The sequence below is a fragment of the Streptomyces sp. NPDC051105 genome (assembly GCF_040682795.1).
In the GTDB taxonomy this organism is placed as follows: domain Bacteria; phylum Actinomycetota; class Actinomycetes; order Streptomycetales; family Streptomycetaceae; genus Streptomyces.
Genome location: NZ_JBFBBR010000032.1, coordinates 1 through 17,890, shown reverse-complemented (window position 1 = coordinate 17,890; position 17,890 = coordinate 1). Strand labels below are relative to the sequence as shown.

At 70.9% G+C, this 17,890-nt stretch carries 15 protein-coding genes and 1 pseudogene; 13 read left to right on the top strand and 3 right to left on the bottom strand.

All coding sequences use genetic code 11. The annotated features are described in order from the left end of the window. Nucleotides 1-91: 91 nt before the first annotated feature. Nucleotides 92-1,255 carry a cysteine desulfurase family protein gene (locus AB0N16_RS40655; RefSeq protein ID WP_365805869.1) on the top strand — a complete coding sequence of 388 codons (1,164 nt, stop codon included), beginning with the start codon at nt 92-94 and terminating at the stop codon, nt 1,253-1,255. 234 nt (nt 1,256-1,489) lie between these two features. Here the strand turns inward: AB0N16_RS40655 and AB0N16_RS40650 are convergent, their stop codons facing one another. Together AB0N16_RS40650 and AB0N16_RS40645 are read right to left on the bottom strand one after the other, a co-directional pair. Beyond that, nucleotides 1,490-3,106: a multicopper oxidase domain-containing protein gene (locus AB0N16_RS40650; protein WP_365805868.1), complete on the bottom strand. Its 1,617-nt coding sequence runs from the start codon at nt 3,104-3,106 to the stop codon at nt 1,490-1,492. Between the two features lie 222 nt (nt 3,107-3,328). Further along, nucleotides 3,329-3,982, bottom strand: coding sequence for an N-acetylmuramoyl-L-alanine amidase (locus AB0N16_RS40645; RefSeq protein WP_365805867.1), 654 nt, complete (start codon nt 3,980-3,982; stop codon nt 3,329-3,331). 60 nt (nt 3,983-4,042) lie between these two features. On the opposite strand from AB0N16_RS40645, the gene mnmA reads away from it, so the two are divergent. After that, nucleotides 4,043-5,182 (top strand): tRNA 2-thiouridine(34) synthase MnmA, encoded by a 1,140-nt coding sequence (mnmA, locus tag AB0N16_RS40640; protein WP_365805866.1) that lies wholly within the window; start codon nt 4,043-4,045, stop codon nt 5,180-5,182. Here mnmA and AB0N16_RS40635 read toward each other — a convergent pair. Then, the gene (locus AB0N16_RS40635) at nt 5,172-5,498 is read right to left on the bottom strand and encodes a DUF427 domain-containing protein (protein WP_365805865.1); all 327 of its coding nucleotides are present in this window, start codon (nt 5,496-5,498) and stop codon (nt 5,172-5,174) included. The two genes, mnmA and AB0N16_RS40635, sit on opposite strands and share 11 nt — an antisense overlap. A 157-nt stretch (nt 5,499-5,655) precedes the next feature. Between AB0N16_RS40635 and AB0N16_RS40630 the strand changes: the two genes are divergently transcribed. The 11 genes and pseudogenes from AB0N16_RS40630 (at nt 5,656) to gatB (ending at nt 17,583) form a co-directional block, all read left to right on the top strand. Next, entirely contained in the window at nt 5,656-6,195 is a 540-nt protein-coding gene (locus AB0N16_RS40630) for a TIGR00730 family Rossman fold protein (protein WP_365805864.1), read from the top strand. A 7-nt stretch (nt 6,196-6,202) separates the two neighbouring features. Beyond that, entirely contained in the window at nt 6,203-6,904 is a 702-nt protein-coding gene (locus tag AB0N16_RS40625; RefSeq protein WP_365805863.1) for an SDR family oxidoreductase, read from the top strand. A gap of 127 nt (nt 6,905-7,031) precedes the next feature. Next, on the top strand, nt 7,032-8,033 hold the full coding sequence (locus AB0N16_RS40620) for a methionine synthase (RefSeq protein ID WP_365805862.1): 1,002 nt from the start codon (nt 7,032-7,034) through the stop codon (nt 8,031-8,033). A gap of 13 nt (nt 8,034-8,046) precedes the next feature. Next, nucleotides 8,047-10,242 carry an NAD-dependent DNA ligase LigA gene (gene ligA / locus AB0N16_RS40615; protein ID WP_365805861.1) on the top strand — a complete coding sequence of 732 codons (2,196 nt, stop codon included), beginning with the start codon at nt 8,047-8,049 and terminating at the stop codon, nt 10,240-10,242. 213 nt (nt 10,243-10,455) lie between these two features. After that, nucleotides 10,456-12,687: a bifunctional diguanylate cyclase/phosphodiesterase gene (locus AB0N16_RS40610; RefSeq protein ID WP_365805860.1), complete on the top strand. Its 2,232-nt coding sequence runs from the start codon at nt 10,456-10,458 to the stop codon at nt 12,685-12,687. A 471-nt stretch (nt 12,688-13,158) separates the two neighbouring features. Further along, nucleotides 13,159-13,355 (top strand): annotated as a pseudogene (locus AB0N16_RS40605) (DUF4267 domain-containing protein); the annotation flags it as partial. Between the two features lie 43 nt (nt 13,356-13,398). Further along, nucleotides 13,399-13,890, top strand: coding sequence for a cupin domain-containing protein (locus AB0N16_RS40600; protein WP_365805859.1), 492 nt, complete (start codon nt 13,399-13,401; stop codon nt 13,888-13,890). Nucleotides 13,891-14,002: 112 nt separating this feature from the next. Then, a complete protein-coding gene (gatC, locus tag AB0N16_RS40595) occupies nt 14,003-14,299 on the top strand; it encodes an Asp-tRNA(Asn)/Glu-tRNA(Gln) amidotransferase subunit GatC (protein ID WP_018544665.1) in 297 nt (98 codons plus the stop codon). Nucleotides 14,300-14,305: 6 nt separating this feature from the next. Then, nucleotides 14,306-15,814: an Asp-tRNA(Asn)/Glu-tRNA(Gln) amidotransferase subunit GatA gene (gene gatA, locus AB0N16_RS40590; protein ID WP_365805858.1), complete on the top strand. Its 1,509-nt coding sequence runs from the start codon at nt 14,306-14,308 to the stop codon at nt 15,812-15,814. After that, nucleotides 15,811-16,053, top strand: a complete 243-nt coding sequence (locus AB0N16_RS40585; protein ID WP_351739584.1) for a hypothetical protein — start codon at nt 15,811-15,813, stop codon at nt 16,051-16,053. The genes gatA and AB0N16_RS40585 overlap by 4 nt, the downstream gene beginning before the upstream one ends. 15 nt (nt 16,054-16,068) lie before the next feature. After that, nucleotides 16,069-17,583 carry an Asp-tRNA(Asn)/Glu-tRNA(Gln) amidotransferase subunit GatB gene (gene gatB, locus AB0N16_RS40580; protein WP_365805857.1) on the top strand — a complete coding sequence of 505 codons (1,515 nt, stop codon included), beginning with the start codon at nt 16,069-16,071 and terminating at the stop codon, nt 17,581-17,583. The last annotated feature ends 307 nt before the right edge of the window (nt 17,584-17,890 follow it).

Sequence of the window (17,890 nt, the reverse complement as noted above, 5' to 3'; positions counted from 1 at the left end):
CAGCCAAACCCCACCGGCACCCGCTCACCGGCACAGGCCACCTACGGCGCTGGGCGACCCTCACCCCGCCCCCCGTAGAATCGACCGCATCATGGCCTACCTCGACCACGCCGCCACGACCCCGATGCTCCCGGAGGCGGTAGAAACCCTCACCGCCACCCTCGGCGTCACCGGCAACGCGTCCTCCCTGCACGCCTCCGGCCGCAAGGCCCGCCGCACGGTCGAGGAATCCAGGGAAACCCTCGCGGAAGCACTCGGCGCCCGCCCCAGCGAGGTCGTCTTCACCTCCGGCGGCACCGAGGCCGACAACCTCGCGGTCAAGGGCCTCTACTGGTCCCGCCGCGACGCCGACCCCACCCGTACCCGCGTCCTGTCCAGCCCCGTCGAACACCACGCGGTCCTCGACGCGGTCCACTGGCTCGGCGAACACGAGGGCGCGACGGTGGAGTACCTCCCCGTCGACGGCTACGGCCGGGTCCACCCCGAGGTGCTGCGCGAGGCGATCGCCCGCAACCCCGACGACGTGGCCCTCGCCACCGTCATGTGGGCCAACAACGAGATCGGCACGGTCCTGCCGGTCCGGGAACTCGCCGACGTGGCAAGCGAGTTCGGTGTCCCCCTGCATGCCGACGCGGTCCAGGCCGTCGGCCAGACCCCGGTGGACTTCGCCGCCTCCGGCCTCGCCGCGATGACCGTCTCCGGCCACAAGGTCGGCGGCCCCTACGGCATCGGAGCCCTGCTCCTCGGCCGTGAGTACACCCCCGTACCGGTCCTGCACGGCGGCGGCCAGGAGCGGCACGTCCGCTCCGGCACCCTCGACGTCCCGGCGATCGCCTCCTTCGCGGTCGCGACGCACCTCGCCGTCGAGCGCCGCGAGTGGTTCGCCCGCGAGATCGGCGCCCTGCGCGACCAGTTGATCGACGCCGTGCGTACGGCCGTACCGGACGCGATCCTCGGCGGCGACCCGGTGGACCGCCTCCCGGCCAACGCGCACTTCACCTTCCCCGGCTGCGAGGGCGACTCGCTGCTCCTGCTGCTCGACGCCCAGGGCATCGAGTGCTCGACGGGCTCCGCGTGCACGGCCGGGGTGGCCCAGCCCAGCCACGTCCTGCTGGCCACCGGCACCGATCCGGACCTGGCCCGCGGCACCCTCCGTTTCTCGCTCGGCCACACCTCCACCCAGGCCGACGTGGAGGCCGTCGCGAAGGTGATCGGCCCGGCGGTGGAGCGGGCCCGGGCCGCCGGACTGAGCTGATCCCGGCCGCCTCGACGGTGCTCCGCGACACGCGGAATCGGACCCAAGCCGCTTCCCCAGAAGGCGAGTTGACGCCACGACCGGCCCGGTGACCGACTCCGTCGTGGTCACCGGGCCGGTGTTTCGTACGTCGGGCCCGGGTGTGGTCCCAGCCCCCCTGCGGGGGGAAGACCGCACAAGGCCGCCGCCGGCGCTTCCACCGCCGGCGGCGGCCTTCCCGAGAGCAGGTTCAGGCTAGCTCTCGGTGACCATGAGGGACGCCATCATCCCCTCGTCCTCGTGCTGCAGGAGATGGCAGTGCAGCATGTACATGTACGTGTCGTCGGCGAAGTCGGTGAACTCCATGGCGATCTCGATGGAGCCGCCGCCGACCACCTCGTAGGTGTCGTACCAGCCGAGTTCCACACCGGTCGGATCCTCGCCGTTGATGGAGATCAGCTGATACGGCACGTCGTGCAGATGGAACGAGTGCTCCAGCTGCGTGCCGTTCTTGATCGTCCAGATCTCCTTGGAGCCCAGCGTCGTACTGATCATGGCCATCGAGCTCATGCTCGTGCCGGCCGAGCCGTTGATGGTCATGGTCGTGCCGGACTGGCCGAGGGTGATGGTCCGCGCGGTGAAGTCGCTGGTGTCGTACCGGTCGATGGTCCGCAGCGAGGTGGGCAGGTCGTCCGGGGTGTCGGTGCCGCCGGCGGCGACCGTCAGGAAGTCGTACGTGCCGCTGCCGCCGCGCACCCAGCCGGTGGTGACGACCGCCTGGAGGGTGACGTCGTCCGAGAGGTCCATGACCATCTCGGCGCGGGCGCCGGCCACCAGCCGGATCTCGGTCACGTCCGTCGCCGCGGACAGATAGCCCTGGTCGGTGGCGATCTGCGACATCGTGCCGCCGTCGCTGCGCTGGATGGTGATGATGTCCGACGGCGAGGCGTTGAGCAGCCGGAACCGGGTCCGGGTCTTGGTCGCGGAGAAGGTGAGCGTGGTGTCGTCGACGTTGGTGCCGTTGACCAGCAGCGGGTAGGTCAGGTTGCCGCCGAGGTAGCCGGTGAGGTCGTACTTGATGTCGCCGTCGGCGTCCACGGCCAGGCACTGGAAGATCAGCGGGATGTCGTCGGTGCCGTAGGTGGTGGGCAGTGCGGCGCTGGTGGTGTTGTCGTCGTCGTCGACGATGATCATGCCGGCCAGGCCGTGCACCGCCTGCTTGGCCGTGGTGCCCAGGGCGTGCGGGTGGTACCAGAGCGTCATGGGCTCGTCGAGTACCTCGAAGGTCGGCGACCAGGTCTCGCCGTCGGAGAAGGCGACCTGGGGACCGCCGTCCATCTTGGCCGGGACGTGCGCGCCGTGGAAGTGGACGGTGGTGTCCTCGCCCAGGCTGTTGGTGATGTTCAGGAGGACCGTGTTGCCCTTGGTCCACTTCATGGTCGGGCCGAGGAAGGACTGGTTGTAGCCCGCGGTGGTGCTGGTGACCCCGCTGATCACCTCGGCGCTGCCGGTCTGCGCCTCGATCGTGTAGGTGGTGGTGCTGTCGGAGGTGGTGCCCTCCAGGAGGTCCGGGACGGAGAGGGTGGCGGTGTTGGTCGCGGCGCCCGCCTTGTTGCCGTTCGCGTCGGTCAGCAGGGCGAAGGTCGCGCCCGCCGCGCCGACGGCGCCCAGGCCGACCCCGGCCATGCCGCCGAGGAACTTCCGCCGGTGAACGCCCTTGCCGCGCTTGGCCGTCGCCTCCTTGGAGTGCTCGGCCCCGGTGACGCGCTCGGCCTTGGAGTGCTCCGTGCCCTTGGCGCGCCGCCGCCTGCCGCGGGTGTCCTGCTCTTCGCTGCCGCCCGTCTCGAAGGAGGGCTCTGAGGTGTGGGTCATGGCGGGGATGTTTGACCTGAGCTCTGTGTGGAATCTGAGGCGAAGTTAGGAAGAGGGCGGGGGGACTGTGAGGCCGCCATGGTTGCTGGTGATGCTTAACTCCCTTGGAAGGAGCCGGAGTTGACCAAGCGCAGCTGGCGCCCGGGGTGGGGGACGCAACGGACACAGAGAGCACGCAGAGCGAGCACAGGATAACGATTCAGTCACACGCGGAACCTGCGGTCAGGCCTGTCCGACCCGCCGTACAAGACCCATGTAGCGATCCCAGTCCCAGTGCTTGCCCGGGTCGGTGTGGTCCGTCCCCGGCACCTCCACATGACCGATCACATGCTCCCGGTCCATGGTCATGCCGTACCGCCGGCATATCGCGGCCGTCAGCCGCGCCGACGCCGCGTACATCGCGTCGGTGAAGTCCTCCGGGCGGTCCACGAAACCCTCGTGCTCGATGCCGACACTGCGCTCGTTGTACGACCGGTTGCCCGCGTGGAAGGCCACGTCCAGCTCCCGGACCAGCTGGGTGATCCGCCCGTCCTTGCGCACGATGTAGTGCGCCGCCGCCTCGTGCGCCGGGTCCTGGAACACCTTCACCGCGCTCGCGTAGCCGCCCTGGGTGACATGGATGACCACCCGGTCGATCGGATAGTCGTCCGGCCGGTCCGCCGTCCGGTAGTTCGCCGGCGAGGCGGCCACCCAGCGCGCACCCCTGAAATCCACCGCGCCCGCCACCCGCGCCTTGCGCACCCCCGGCAGCCGCCAGTACAGCCGCGTCAGCTCGTCCCTGGTCAGCGCCACCGTGCCCACGGCCGCCGCCGCCCCGCCGACCAGCAGCGCCCGCCGCCCGATCCGCCGGTCCCGATCACCACTCGTCGCCCCCATGTGATCTCCAACGGATACTCGCGGGCCCCGGTTCCCGCGTCCCCTTACCCTGGAGGGGCTATGACTGACACCCCGCAGCGCACCCGCCCCCTCCGCGTCCTCGCCGCCATGTCGGGCGGCGTGGACTCCGCCGTCGCCGCCGCCCGTGCGGCAGAGGCGGGCCACGACGTCACCGGCGTCCATCTCGCGCTCTCCGCGAACCCCCAATCCTTCCGTACCGGCGCGCGGGGCTGTTGCACCATCGAGGACTCCCGCGACGCCCGCCGCGCGGCCGACGTCATCGGCATCCCGTTCTACGTCTGGGACCTCGCCGACCGCTTCCGCGAGGACGTCGTCGAGGACTTCGTCGCCGAGTACGAGGCCGGGCGCACCCCCAACCCGTGCCTGCGCTGCAACGAGAAGATCAAGTTCGCGGCCCTGCTGGACAAGGCACTCGCGCTCGGCTTCGACGCGGTCTGCACCGGCCACTACGCGAAGATCGTGACGCTCCCCGACGGCTCCCGCGAGCTGCACCGCGCCTCCGACATGGCGAAGGACCAGTCGTACGTCCTCGGCGTCCTGGACGAGCGGCAGCTCGCCCACGCGCTGTTCCCGCTCGGCGACACCCTGACGACCAAGGACGAGATCCGCGCCGAGGCCGAGCGCCGGGGCCTCGCGGTCGCGAAGAAGCCCGACTCGCACGACATCTGCTTCATCGCCGACGGCGACACCCAGGGCTTCCTCGCCCGGCGGCTCGGCAGGGCCGAGGGCGACATCGTCGACGAGTCCGGCGCCAAGGTCGGCACCCACGAGGGCGCGTACGGCTTCACCATCGGCCAGCGCAAGGGGCTGCGGATCGGCACCCCCGCCGCCGACGGCAAGCCGCGCTACGTCCTCGACATCTCGCCGGTCGACAACACGGTGACGGTCGGCCCGGCCGCCGCCCTCGACGTCACCGGCCTCACCGCGATCAAGCCCCGCTGGTGCGGCACCGCCCCCACCGGCCCCGGCGTCTACACCGCCCAGCTGCGCGCCCACGGCGGCGAGACCGAGGTGCGCGCCGAGCTGGCCGGCGGCGAACTGCGCGTCACGTTCACCGAGCCGGTCCGCGGGGTCGCTCCCGGCCAGGCGATCGTCCTGTACGACGACACCCGCGTCGTCGGCTCCGCGACCATCGCGTCGACCGTCCGGGCGGCGGACACGGCAGGCGTCAGCCAGTGACCTCGACGTCGTAGAAGCAGAGGTGGTCCTTGATCTGGGCGACGTCGGACTTGGGGTCGGGGTAGGCCCACACCAGGTCCGGCGCGTCCGGCAGGGACCAGTAGGAGGCGGTGCCCTTGAAGGGGCAGACGGTGTGCGTCTCGGAGGGCGTGAGGAGGTCGAGGCGGACGTCCTCGGCGGGGATGTAGTAGCGCACGGGCGACCCGGTCTCCCGCAGGACGAGGGGCCGGTCGCTCTCGGCGAGGACGACGTCCCCGTGCGTGACGCGGACGTGCTGCTGGGACTGCTCGATGGTGATCGTGTGTCCAGAGGCCATACGAGGTTGACGCTGACGGACGCCGACTTGTTCCCGGCGCCTGCTTCAGCGCCCCTTCAGGGGCGCTGGGGGCACCCCCGGCCGAAGGCTGGGGGAGGAACTGCGCGACCGGCCCCACGCACCGCAGCCGCCACACCACGGGTCCTACCCTGACCCCATGCGCATCTGTGTCTTCCTCTCCGCGGCAGATCTCGACGACCGCTACACCCGCCCCGCCCGAGACTTCGCGAAACTCATCGGCAAGGGCGGCCACACCCTGGTCTGGGGCGGCTCCAACGTCGGCCTGATGAAAGTGGTCGCCGACGGTGTCCACGAAGCCGGCGGCAAGCTGCTGGGCGTCTCGGTCGAGTTCCTCGCGAACAAGGTCCGCCCCGGCGCCGACGAGATGGTGATCGCGTCCGACCTCGCCGAGCGCAAGCGGCTCCTGCTGGAGAAGGCCGACGCCGTGGTGATCATGGTGGGCGGCACCGGCACCCTGGACGAGGCCACCGAGATCCTGGAGCTGAAGAAGCACGGCCGCACGGACAAGCCGGTCGTCCTGCTGAACACCGCCGGTTTCTACGACGGCCTCCAGCAGCAGTTCCACCGCATGGAGGAGGAGGGCTTCCTGCCCCGCCCCCTGGCGGAGCTGATGTTCTTCGCCGAGGAACCGGCCGAGGCACTCGCCCACCTGGAGGCGGCCCGGGACGCCGGCTGATGCGAGCATGGCCCTCATGGCAACTCATGTGATCACCGGTGCCGGTTCCGGCATCGGCGCCGCCGTGGCCCGCCGACTGCACGCGCGCGGGGACGACCTCGTCCTGCACGCGCGCGACGCGGGCCGCGCTAAGGAACTGGCCGCCGGGCTCCCCGGCGCCCGCACCCTGGTGGGCGACCTGGCGGACCCGGACAAGCTCTCCTGGGCCTTCTCGCACCAGTCGCTCCCGGACCGGGTCGACTCGCTGCTGCACATCGCGGGCGTGGTCGACCTGGGCGAGATCGGCGAGCTGACCCCGAAGTCCTGGCGCCACCAGCTGAACGTCAACCTGGTCGCGCCGGCCGAGCTGACCCGCCACTTCCTGCCCCAACTGCGTGCCGCCCGCGGCCACGTGCTCTTCGTGAACTCGGGCGCCGGCCTCAGCGCCAACGCGGGCTGGTCGGCGTACGCGGCCTCCAAGCACGGCCTGAAGGCCCTCGCCGACGCCCTCCGCCACGAGGAACACGGCAACGGCGTCCGGGTCACCTCGGTCTACCCCGGCCGCACGGCGAGCCCGATGCAGGCCAAGGTCCACCAGCAGGAGGGCAAGGAGTACGACCCGGCGAAGTGGATCGACCCCGAATCGGTGGCGACCACGATCCTGACGGCTCTGGACCTCCCGAGGGACGCGGAGATCAACGACTTGACTGTCCGGCCGGGTCAGGGATAGCGCTTTCAGGGGCGCGGCTGTGTTCACATGCGGCTACCGCCGCGTGGGCGCGACCAGCCCCCACAGCCCGCACATCACCAACCACCGCCGCACCCCCCCCGTCGGCCACCGACCCTAGGCTTCCCACGTGAACGCAACCCCCTCCTTCGGCCCCGCCACAGCCATCGGCTCCCTCCCCGGCACCGACGCCCGAGAGGCCGCCAAGGCCGCGACCGGCAGCTTCGAGGACTTCCCCTTCCTCCCGGAGCTGCCCGCCCGCGGCCCCGGCGCCGACATGATCGGCCGCACCGCCGGCCTGCTCGTCGAGCTATACGCGCGCGTGGAGCCCAGCGGCTGGCGGCTCGGCGACCGGCCCGGCCGGGACACCCGGCGGGCCGTCTCCTGGCTGGGGGAGGACCTCGACGCGCTGGAGGAGTTCACCCAGGACTACGAGGGTCCGCTCAAGGTGCAGGCGGTCGGCCCCTGGACCCTCGCCGCCGCCCTGGAGCTGCGGAACGGCGAGGCGGTTCTCTCCGACCACGGCGCCTGCCGCGACCTGGCCGCCTCACTCGGCGAAGGCCTGCGCCTGCACCTCGCCGAGGTCGGGCGCCGGATCCCCGGCGCCCGCCTCGTCCTGCAACTCGACGAGCCGTCCCTCACCGCCGTCCTGCGCGGTCACGTGCGGACCGCCAGCGGCTACCGCACCCACCGGGCCGTGGACCGCCAGGTCGTCGAGTCGACGCTGCGGGACGTCATGGGCGTCCACGCCGACGGCCCGGTGGCCGTCCACTCCTGCGCCCCCGACGTGCCCTTCGCGTTGCTGCGCCGGGCCGGGGCCGCCGCCGTCTCCTTCGACTTCTCGCTCCTCACCGAACGTGACGAGGAAGCGATCGGTGAGGCCGTCGAGGGCGGTACCCAGCTGTTCGTCGGTGTCGTGCCGGGCACGGACACGGCATTGTCAGACCCTGCCGGTAGCGTCATGGGTGTCAGGACGCTGTGGCGCAGGCTGGGGCTGCAACCAGGGCTTCTCGCGGAGGCCGTGACGGTCACCCCGTCGTGCGGGCTCGCGGGCTCTTCCCCCGCGTACGCCCGGCAGGCGCTCGCCCACTGCGTCCGGGCGGCGAGATCACTCGCGGACAACCCAGAGTAACGGGAGGAACACGGTGGCCGGCGACAAGCAGCAGGCGGAGACGGCGGTGCCCGCGGAGGCACGGGAACAGCACGCGCGGATCGCCGAGCAGATCGAGGAGCACCGCTTCCGGTACTACGTGAAGGACGCTCCCGTCATCAGCGACGCGGAGTTCGACAAGCTCCTGAAGTCCCTGGAGGCGCTGGAGGACCAGTACCCCGAGCTGCGCACCCCGGACTCGCCGACCCAGAAGGTCGCGGGGGCGTACGAGACGGAGTTCACGGCGGTCGAGCACCGTGAGCGCATGCTGTCGCTGGACAACACGTTCAACGACGAGGACCTCGCCGCCTGGGCCGAGCGGATCCACAAGGAACTGGGCGCCCAGGAGTACCACTTCCTGTGCGAGCTCAAGGTCGACGGTCTCGCCGTCAACCTCACCTACGAGCACGGCCGGCTCACCCGCGCGGCGACCCGCGGTGACGGCCGCACCGGGGAGGACATCACGCCCAACGTCCGTACGATCGCCGAGATCCCGGACCGGCTGCACGGCGACACGGTGCCGGACCTGGTCGAGATCCGCGGCGAGGTCTACTTCCCGATGGAGAAGTTCGCCGAGCTCAACGAGCGGCTGGTCGCGGCCGGCGACAAGCCGTTCGCCAACCCGCGCAACGCGGCGGCCGGTTCGCTGCGCCAGAAGGACCCGCGGGTCACCGCCTCCCGCCCGCTGCACATGGTCGTCCACGGCATCGGCGCCCTGGCGGGCTTCGAGGGCATGACCCGGCTCTCCCAGGCCTACGACCTGCTCAAGACCTGGGGCCTGCCCACCTCGCCGCACAACCGGGTGGTCGACGACCTCGACGGCGTACGGGAGTTCATCGCCTACTACGGCGAGAACCGGCACTCCGTGGAGCACGAGATCGACGGGGTCGTCGTCAAGCTCGACGAGATCCGCCTCCAGGGGCGGCTCGGCTCCACGGCGCGGGCGCCGCGCTGGGCGATCGCCTACAAGTACGCGCCGGAAGAGGTCAACACCAAGCTCATCGACATCAAGGTCGGCGTCGGCCGCACCGGCCGGGTCACGCCGTACGCACAGGTCGAGCCGGTCACGGTGGCGGGCAGCGAGGTGGAGTTCGCGACCCTGCACAACCAGGAGGTCGTCAAGGCCAAGGGGGTGCTGATCGGCGACACGGTGGTGCTGCGCAAGGCCGGTGACGTGATCCCGGAGATCCTCGGCCCGGTCGTCGACCTGCGGGACGGCAGCGAGCGGGAGTTCGTGATGCCGGCCGAGTGTCCCGAGTGCGGGACACCGCTGCGGGCCATGAAAGAGGGCGACATCGACCTCCGCTGCCCCAACGCCCGCACCTGCCCCGCCCAGTTGAGAGAGCGCGTTTCCTACCTCGCGGGGCGCGAGTGCCTGGACATCGAGCACTTCGGCGGGGTCGCGGCGGCGGCGCTCACCCGGCCGCTGGAACCCGCCCAACCGCCGCTGGTCGACGAGGGCGACCTGTTCGACCTCACCATCGAGAAGCTGCTGCCCATCAAGGCGTACGTCCTGGACCCGGACAGCGGGCTGCCCAAGCGCGACCCCAAGACGGGCGAGGAGAAGGTCGTCACGGTCTTCGCCAACCAGAAGGGCGAGCCCAAGAAGAACACCCTCGCCCTGCTCCAGAAGATCGAGGAGGCGAAGACCCGCCCACTCGCCCGCTTCCTCAACGGCCTGTCCATCCGGCACGTCGGCCCGGTCGCCGCGCAGGCACTGGCCCGTGAGTTCCGCTCCATCGACCGCATCGAGCAGGCCACCGAGGAGGAGCTGTCGAACATCGACGGCGTCGGCGGCATCATCGCGACGGCGCTCAAGGAGTGGTTCGCCGAGGAGTGGCACCGCGAGATCATCCGAAAGTGGAAGACCGCCGGAGTCCCGCTGGAGGACCAGTCCACCGGCGAGGACCAGGGGCCGCGTCCGCTGGAAGGCCTCACCGTCGTCGTGACCGGAACCCTGGAGCACTTCACCCGGGACGGCGCCAAGGACGCCCTGCAGAGCCGCGGAGCCAAGGTGACCGGTTCGGTATCGAAGAAGACGTCGTTCGTGGTCGTGGGTGACAACCCCGGATCGAAGTACGACAAGGCGATGCAGGTGAAGGTTCCGGTTCTGAACGAGGACGGATTTGTCGTCCTTTTGGAGCAGGGACCGGATGCGGCGGCGGAAGTCGCCCTTCCGACCGGGGAGTAGCGGTTGAAGGCCACCCGTTCGGCGCATACCAGATGCATACGGGTGGCCGGTGCTCAATCGGGCAACCGTCGACGACCGCTGCCCGTGAAAGCCTTCTGCGGCCTACTGTTGAGATATGCGCCTGCCGTGCCCAGCTGCGGTTGGGGCATTCCCGTGCTCCTGCAGGGCACGGACCGCATGGCGTGGGCACCGCCGGCTGTGAGAGGGACGGGAATGGAACCGACCGAGAGCGCCGCCCCGGAAGCGCGGCTGCCGCTGCGCCGCCGGGCGAGCGCGTGGCGGGGGGCTCGGTGGACGGTACGGGGCGACCGGCGCGTCGGCATACCGGGGGCGAGCGTCGCACTGGACGCGCGTGACCCGCTGCCGCTGGCCGCCGTCGAGCCGCCGCCCGACCTGCCCGGCCACGAGCACGAACGGCACCTGTCCTGGCCCCCGCTGCCCGCCGGAGTCGTCGCGGTCGCCGCGTTCGCCCTCGGCGCCGGCTTCTACCGCGCCTTCACCGACAACCACGCCCTGTTCCCGTCCGGCACGGTCGGCTGGTCGCTGGCCGTGCTGACCGGCATCATCGTCGGCCACCTGGTGCTGCTCGGCCGTGCCCGCTGGTGGGGCGGCACCGGCTCCGGCGCCGCCCTCACCCTCGCCGTACTCCTGCTGTACGGCTGGGTGCCCGCCGGCATGGTCAGCCTCACCGTCGTCGTCCTGGTCGGCATAGCCAGGCGCCACCGCTGGCGGCAGGGCGTCCTGCACGGCGCGGTGGACATCCTCGGCATCGGCGCCGGCGCGCTGGTGCTCGGCGTCTTCGGCCGGGTACCGACCGTCGAGTCACCCTGGGACCCCGCAAGTTGGAGCGTCGCCGCCGCCCCCGAGGTCGTCCTCGTCGCGGTGGCCTACCTCGCGGTCACCCGCGCCCTGCTCTGGTACCTGCACGCACCGCGCGGCGGCGGAGTGCCCACCGTCGCCCGCACCGCCCTGATGCGACAGGGCCTGGTCGCCGTCGCACTGCTCGGCATCGCCCCGCTGATCTGCGTGGTCGCCGTCGCCCAGCCGCTGCTGCTCCCGCTGTTCTCCATCCCGCTGGTCGCCCTCGACTCCACCCTGTGGATAGCCCGGGCCCGCGCGGAGGAGCAGCTGCGCGACCCGCTGACCGGACTGCCCAACCGGCAGTGGCTGCTGGAGCGGATCTGGACCGCCCTCGACGACGCCGAACGCATCGGCGCCCGCGCCGCCCTCATGCTGATCGACCTCGACCGGTTCCGTTCGGTCAACGACACGCTCGGTCATCTCGCCGGTGACCGGCTGCTGTTGCAGATAGCCGACCGGCTGCGGGCCGCGCTGCCGCGCGGTGCGGAGGCGGCCCGGCTCGGCGGCGACGAGTTCGCGGTGTTACTGCCGGTCGCCGACTCCACGACGTCCGCGACCCGCGTCGCCCGGGGCCTGGTCACGGCCCTCTCCTCGCCGCTCGACCTCGACGGTCTCACCCTCGTCCTGGAGGCCAGCGCGGGTGTCGCCGTCTTCCCCGACCACGCGCTGGACGCGGAGGGACTGCTGCGCCGGGCGGACGTGGCGATGTACCAGGCGAAGCGGGACCGTACGGGCGTCGAGGTGTACGAGTCCAAGCGGGACTCCAACACCCCGGACCGGCTGGGGCTGCTGGGCGATCTGCGCCGCGCCCTGGACGCGCACGAGGTGCAGTTGCACTACCAGCCGAAGGTGCGCTTCGACGGGCAGGTGGCCGGTCTTGAGGCGCTGGTGCGGTGGGTGCACCCCGAGCGCGGCAAGGTACCGCCGGACGAGTTCATAGCGATCGCCGAGTCGTCCGGCCTGATGCCCCATCTGACGGAGTACGTCCTGGAGACCGCGCTCGCCCAGGTCGCCCGCTGGCGGGCGCAGGGGCTGCGGGTGCCGGTCGCGGTGAACGTCTCGCCGCGCGACGTCCATACCCCGGGCTTCGCGGGCTCGGTGGCGGCGCGGCTGGCCCGGCACGGGGTCCCGGCGGGGGCGCTCCAGCTGGAGATAACCGAGCATGTGCTGCTCGAGGACCCGCAGCGGGCCGCCGACACCCTCGCGGGCCTGACCGGGCACGGCGTGAAGATGTCGCTGGACGACTTCGGCACGGGCTACTCGTCGTTGGTGCATCTGCGGCGGCTGCCGGTGAGCGAGCTGAAGATCGACCGGTCCTTCGTGGCCCGGCTGGCCGTGGACAACGAGGACGCGGAGATCGTGCGCTGCACGGTCGACCTCGCGCATTCGCTGGGGCTGCTGGTCGTCGCGGAGGGCGTGGAGGACGACGAGACGTGGGAGCGGCTGCGGGACCTCGGGTGTGACGCCGTGCAGGGGTGGCTGGTCGCCGCGGCGATGCCGCCGGAGGAGATGACGGCGTGGCTGCGGGCGCGGGGGTCGCGGGGGTGGCAGCGACCGCGGGCCGCGTTGCCGGCCGCCGAGTAAATCTCCGCCCACCCCGCCCGTTCACCCTTCGTGGAGAGGCCGGCGTCTGCCGTGGGGGTCCGGCGTCTGCCGTGGGGGTGCCGGGTAGACGGCGGCCGCGGGCGTGGCCGCTCGCGCCCGCACGGCGGAGCCGCACATCGGACACAGCCCCGCGCCCGTCCGGGGCACTGCCAGCTGCGGGGCGCCGCTCGGTCACCAGGAGCGCCGGCCTTTCCTCGTGTGCGCATTCCGGCAGGCGGCCGCCGCACCAGGGTCCCCACGCCGCGCAGGCCTGTCCAGGACGTCTCCGCGCGGCCGTGACGATCAGTCGCTCCCGTTCTGCCCGCGGGTGCTCCCGGCGCGCCTGAGCCGAGACGGCGGAGATTCCAGCGGCGCTAGCCAAACTGTCGAAGTGCTTCTAGCCTCGCTTCAAGTTCTAGCGGTGCTAGAAATGCAGTCAAGGGGCTGTCATGACCATCGCCGCGTATTGGCGGCGTCGTCGGCGTCGTCCTGCTCGCCTTCGCCGTGCCCCGGCCGAGGCCTGGTTGAGGCCCTCTGTGTCACTCGTGCCGCTGTGCGACCCGCTGACGGTGCTGCGCCACGGCGGGACGAAGGCGGTCGCGTACGGGATCCACTTCGCCACCGCGATCGTTGTGCTGATCAGCACGATGCCGCTGTTCCTCGTGTGAACGACTCGGGGGGACGGCCCGTCCATCAACAGGGGGTTCTGGAATGTCGTTGTTCGTACCGAAGTTCGATGAGTCCGTGATCGTGCGGGAGGCCGACGCCGAGGTGATGGGCGGTGATCCGACCCGGGTCCAGCTGCTCGCCGACAGCAGCGCCACCGGTGGGGCGCTCTCCACCGTGCGCGTCACGCTGGGGGAGGGCGCCGACGGCGCCGTGCCGCATCTGCACCGCAACTCCGCCGAGATGTTCTACCTGCTCGACGGCGCCGCCGAACTGCTCTCCGGTGACGACGTCGTCACCGCCGAGCGCGGCGACCTGGTCGTCGTCCCGCCCGGCAAGCCGCACGCCTTCGCCGCCGTCCCCGGCAGCACCGCGGACATCCTGATCGTCATCACACCGGGCGTGGAGCGCTTCGAGTACTTCCGCCACCTCCAGCGCCTGCGCCTGGGCGAGGTCACCCTGGAGAGCCTTCTGGAGGTGCAGGAGCTGTACGACAACCACTACCTGAAGAGCGTGGCCTGGGAGCAGCGCCACTGAGCCGGTGAGCCGCCGAGGTTTCGGGGCCCGGGGGAAACCGTTTCACGGTCACCGGGCCCCGCCCCATAGGATTGGCTCCAAACCACCCACACTCACCCCAGAGGAACGCTGCATGCCTGGCATCACGCGCGAGGAGGTCGCCCACCTCGCCCGGCTGGCGCGTCTGGAGCTGAAGCCCGAAGAACTCGACCACTTCGCGGGACAGCTCGACGACATCATCGGCGCGGTCGCCCGCGTCAGCGAGGTCGCCGACCAAGACGTACCGCCGACCTCACACCCGCTGCCGCTGACGAACGTCATGCGCGCGGACGAGGTCCGTCCCTCGCTCACCCCCGCGCAGGCGCTCTCCGGCGCCCCGGCCCAGGAGCAGCAGCGTTTCAAGGTGCCGCAGATCCTGGGGGAGGACTAGACAGCCATGACGGCCAATAAGATCGAATACTGCATCAGGCTCACCGCCGCCGAGACCGCCGCGAAGATCGCCACCGGCGAGCTCACGGCCGTCGAGGTCACCGAGGCCCACCTCGCCCGGATCGAGGCCGTCGACGAGAAGGTGCACGCCTTCCTGCACGTCGACCGCGAGGGCGCCCTCGCCCAGGCGCGCGCCGTCGACGAGAAGAAGGCCAGGGGCGAGAAGCTCGGGCCGCTCGCCGGCGTCCCGCTCGCGCTCAAGGACATCTTCACCACCGAGGGCGTTCCGACGACCGTCGGCTCGAAGATCCTCGAAGGCTGGATCCCGCCGTACGACGCCACCCTCACCAAGCGGCTGAAGGCCGCTGACGTGGTCATCCTCGGCAAGACCAACATGGACGAGTTCGCCATGGGGTCCTCCACCGAGAACAGCGCCTACGGGCCGACCGGCAACCCCTGGGACCTCACCAAGATCCCCGGCGGCTCCGGCGGCGGCTCCTCCGCCGCCCTCGCCTCCTTCCAGGCGCCGCTCGCCATCGGCACCGACACCGGCGGCTCCATCCGTCAGCCGGCCTCCGTCACCGGCACCGTCGGTGTGAAGCCGACGTACGGGGCGGTCTCGCGGTACGGCATGGTCGCGTTCTCCAGCTCGCTGGACCAGGGCGGCCCGTGCGCCCGTACGGTCCTGGACGCCGCCCTGCTCCACGAGGTCATCGCCGGGCACGACCCGATGGACTCCACCTCCATCGACGCGCCCGTCCCGCCGGTCGTCGAGGCCGCCCGCAACGGCAGCGTCGAGGGCATGCGCGTCGGCGTCGTCAAGCAGTTCCGCGGCGAGGGCTACCAGCCTGGTGTCATCCAGCGCTTCGACGAGTCCGTCGAGCTGCTGAAGGAGCTGGGCGCCGAGATCGTCGAGCTGGACTGCCCGTCCTTCGACCTGGCGCTCTCCGCCTACTACCTGATCGCGCCCTCCGAGTGCTCCTCCAACCTCGCCCGCTTCGACGGCCTGCGCTACGGCCTGCGGACCGGCGACGACGGCACGCACTCCGCCGAGGAGGTCACCTCCCTCACCCGTGAGGCGGGCTTCGGCCCCGAGGTGAAGCGCCGCATCATGCTCGGCACCTACGCGCTGAGCAGCGGCTACTACGACGCGTACTACGGCTCCGCGCAGAAGGTCCGCACGCTCATCACGCGTGACTTCGAGAAGGCCTTCGAGCAGGTCGACGTGATCGTGTCGCCCACGACCCCGACCACCGCCTTCCCGATCGGCGAGCGCGCCGACGACCCGATGGCGATGTACCTGGCCGACCTGTGCACCATCCCCACCAACCTGGCGGGCAACGCGGCCATGTCGCTGCCCTGCGGTCTCGCCCCGGAGGACAACCTCCCGGTGGGCCTGCAGATCATCGCGCCGGCGCTGAAGGACGACCGCCTTTACAAGGTCGGAGCCGCTGTCGAGGCCGCCTTCGTGGAAAAGTGGGGGCACCCGCTCCTTGAGGAGGCACCGTCGCTGTGAGCAACGCACTGTCCAAGGCCAAGGGCTTCAAGAAGTCGAAGTCCGGTACGTACCTGTCGATGGCCACCACCGTGTTCGGCGCGGTGGGTGTCGCCAAGCAGATCAAGAAGGCCCGCGCCGAGCACGACACGCTGCGGCTGATCGATGCCACCGTGTCCGCCGTCGCGATCGTCACCGGCCTCGCCATCCTCTACCGCGAGCTGAAGCGGCTGGGCGACGACGACGTCCTGCTGGGCTGAGAGGGAAGTTTCACCGTGACCACCACGACCGACCTGGTGTCGTACGAGGACGCGCTGGCGTCGTACGACCCCGTCATGGGCCTTGAGGTCCATGTCGAACTCGGCACCAAGACCAAGATGTTCTGCGGCTGTTCGACCGAGCTGGGCGCCGAGCCCAACTCGCAGACCTGCCCGACCTGCCTCGGCATGCCCGGCGCGCTCCCGGTCGTCAACGCGATCGGCATCGAGTCGGCCATCAAGATCGGTCTCGCGCTCAACTGCGAGATCGCCGAGTGGTGCCGCTTCGCCCGGAAGAACTACTTCTATCCGGACATGCCGAAGAACTTCCAGACCTCCCAGTACGACGAGCCGATCGCCTTCAACGGCTACCTCGACGTGCAGCTGGAGGACGGCGAGACCTTCCGGGTGCAGATCGAGCGCGCCCACATGGAGGAGGACACCGGCAAGTCCACCCACGTGGGCGGTGCGACCGGCCGTATCCACGGTGCCTCGCACTCGCTGCTCGACTACAACCGCGCGGGCATCCCGCTCATCGAGATCGTCACCAAGCCGATCGAGGGCGCCGGCGAGCGTGCTCCCGAGGTCGCGCGGGCGTACGTCCGTGAGCTGCGCGAGGTCATCAAGGCGCTCGGTGTCTCGGAAGCCCGTATGGAGATGGGCCAGATGCGCTGCGACGTGAACCTGTCGCTGCGCCCGAACGGCACCGACAAGTTCGGCACCCGCTCCGAGACGAAGAACGTGAACTCGCTGCGGTCGGTGGAGCGTGCGGCCCGTTTCGAGATCATGCGGCACGCGGCCGTGCTGAGCGGCGGCGGCACGATCGTCCAGGAGACCCGGCACTTCCACGAGGACACCGGCTCCACGACCTCGGGTCGCGTGAAGGAGGAGGCCGAGGACTACCGGTACTTCCCGGAGCCGGACCTGGTCCCGGTCGCCCCGTCCCGCGAGTGGGTCGAGGAGATCCGTGCCGCGCTGCCGGAGATGCCGCTGGCCCGCCGCAACCGGCTGCTCACCGAGTGGGGCATCTCCGCGGTGGAGATGCAGGCGATCATCAACGCCGCCGCGCTGGACCTGATCGTCGCCACCATCGACGCCGGATCCGACGCGGCCTCCGCCCGCAAGTGGTGGATGGGCGAACTGGCGCGCAGCGCCAACGAGTCGGGCAAGGCACTGGACGAGCTGGCGATCACCCCGGAGCAGGTCGCCCGGGTCACCGCGCTGGTCAACGCCGGTGACCTGAACGACAAGCTGGCCCGCCAGGTCATCGAGGGTGTCCTCGCGGGCGAGGGCACCCCGGACGAGGTCGTCGAAAAGCGCGGTCTGAAGGTCGTCTCGGACGACTCGGCGCTCGGTACGGCGGTCGACGAGGCCATCGCCGGCAACCCAGGCATCGCCGACAAGATCCGCGGCGGCAAGGTGGCCGCGGCCGGCGCCCTGGTCGGCGCGGTCATGAAGGCGACCCGCGGCCAGGCCGACGCGGCCCGTGTTAAGGAGCTGATCCTGGAGCGGCTGGGCGTCAGCGAGGGCTGAGCCCACGGACGGCGGTACGGCCCCGGAGGCGATGCCTCCGGGGCCGTACGGCTGGTGCGGTGACCGGCAAGGTTTGCCGGGAAGCTCGCGGCGTCCGGTGCGGTGCGTCGCAAGGCGGAGCATCACCCGCGTACTGGATGTACTCGGGTGCTGCGACCACGCGCCGAGGTGCCGCTCCGGGCGTCGCAAGCCGGTGAACCTTTCCGGTCGCAGCACTAGTAGGGCTTGGTCAGGTCGGCTGGGGCGGTGCGTGTCCTGTCGGCTCGGTGTGGCGTTGGGAGTGTGTGACTCCGGACGAGATTGCTGC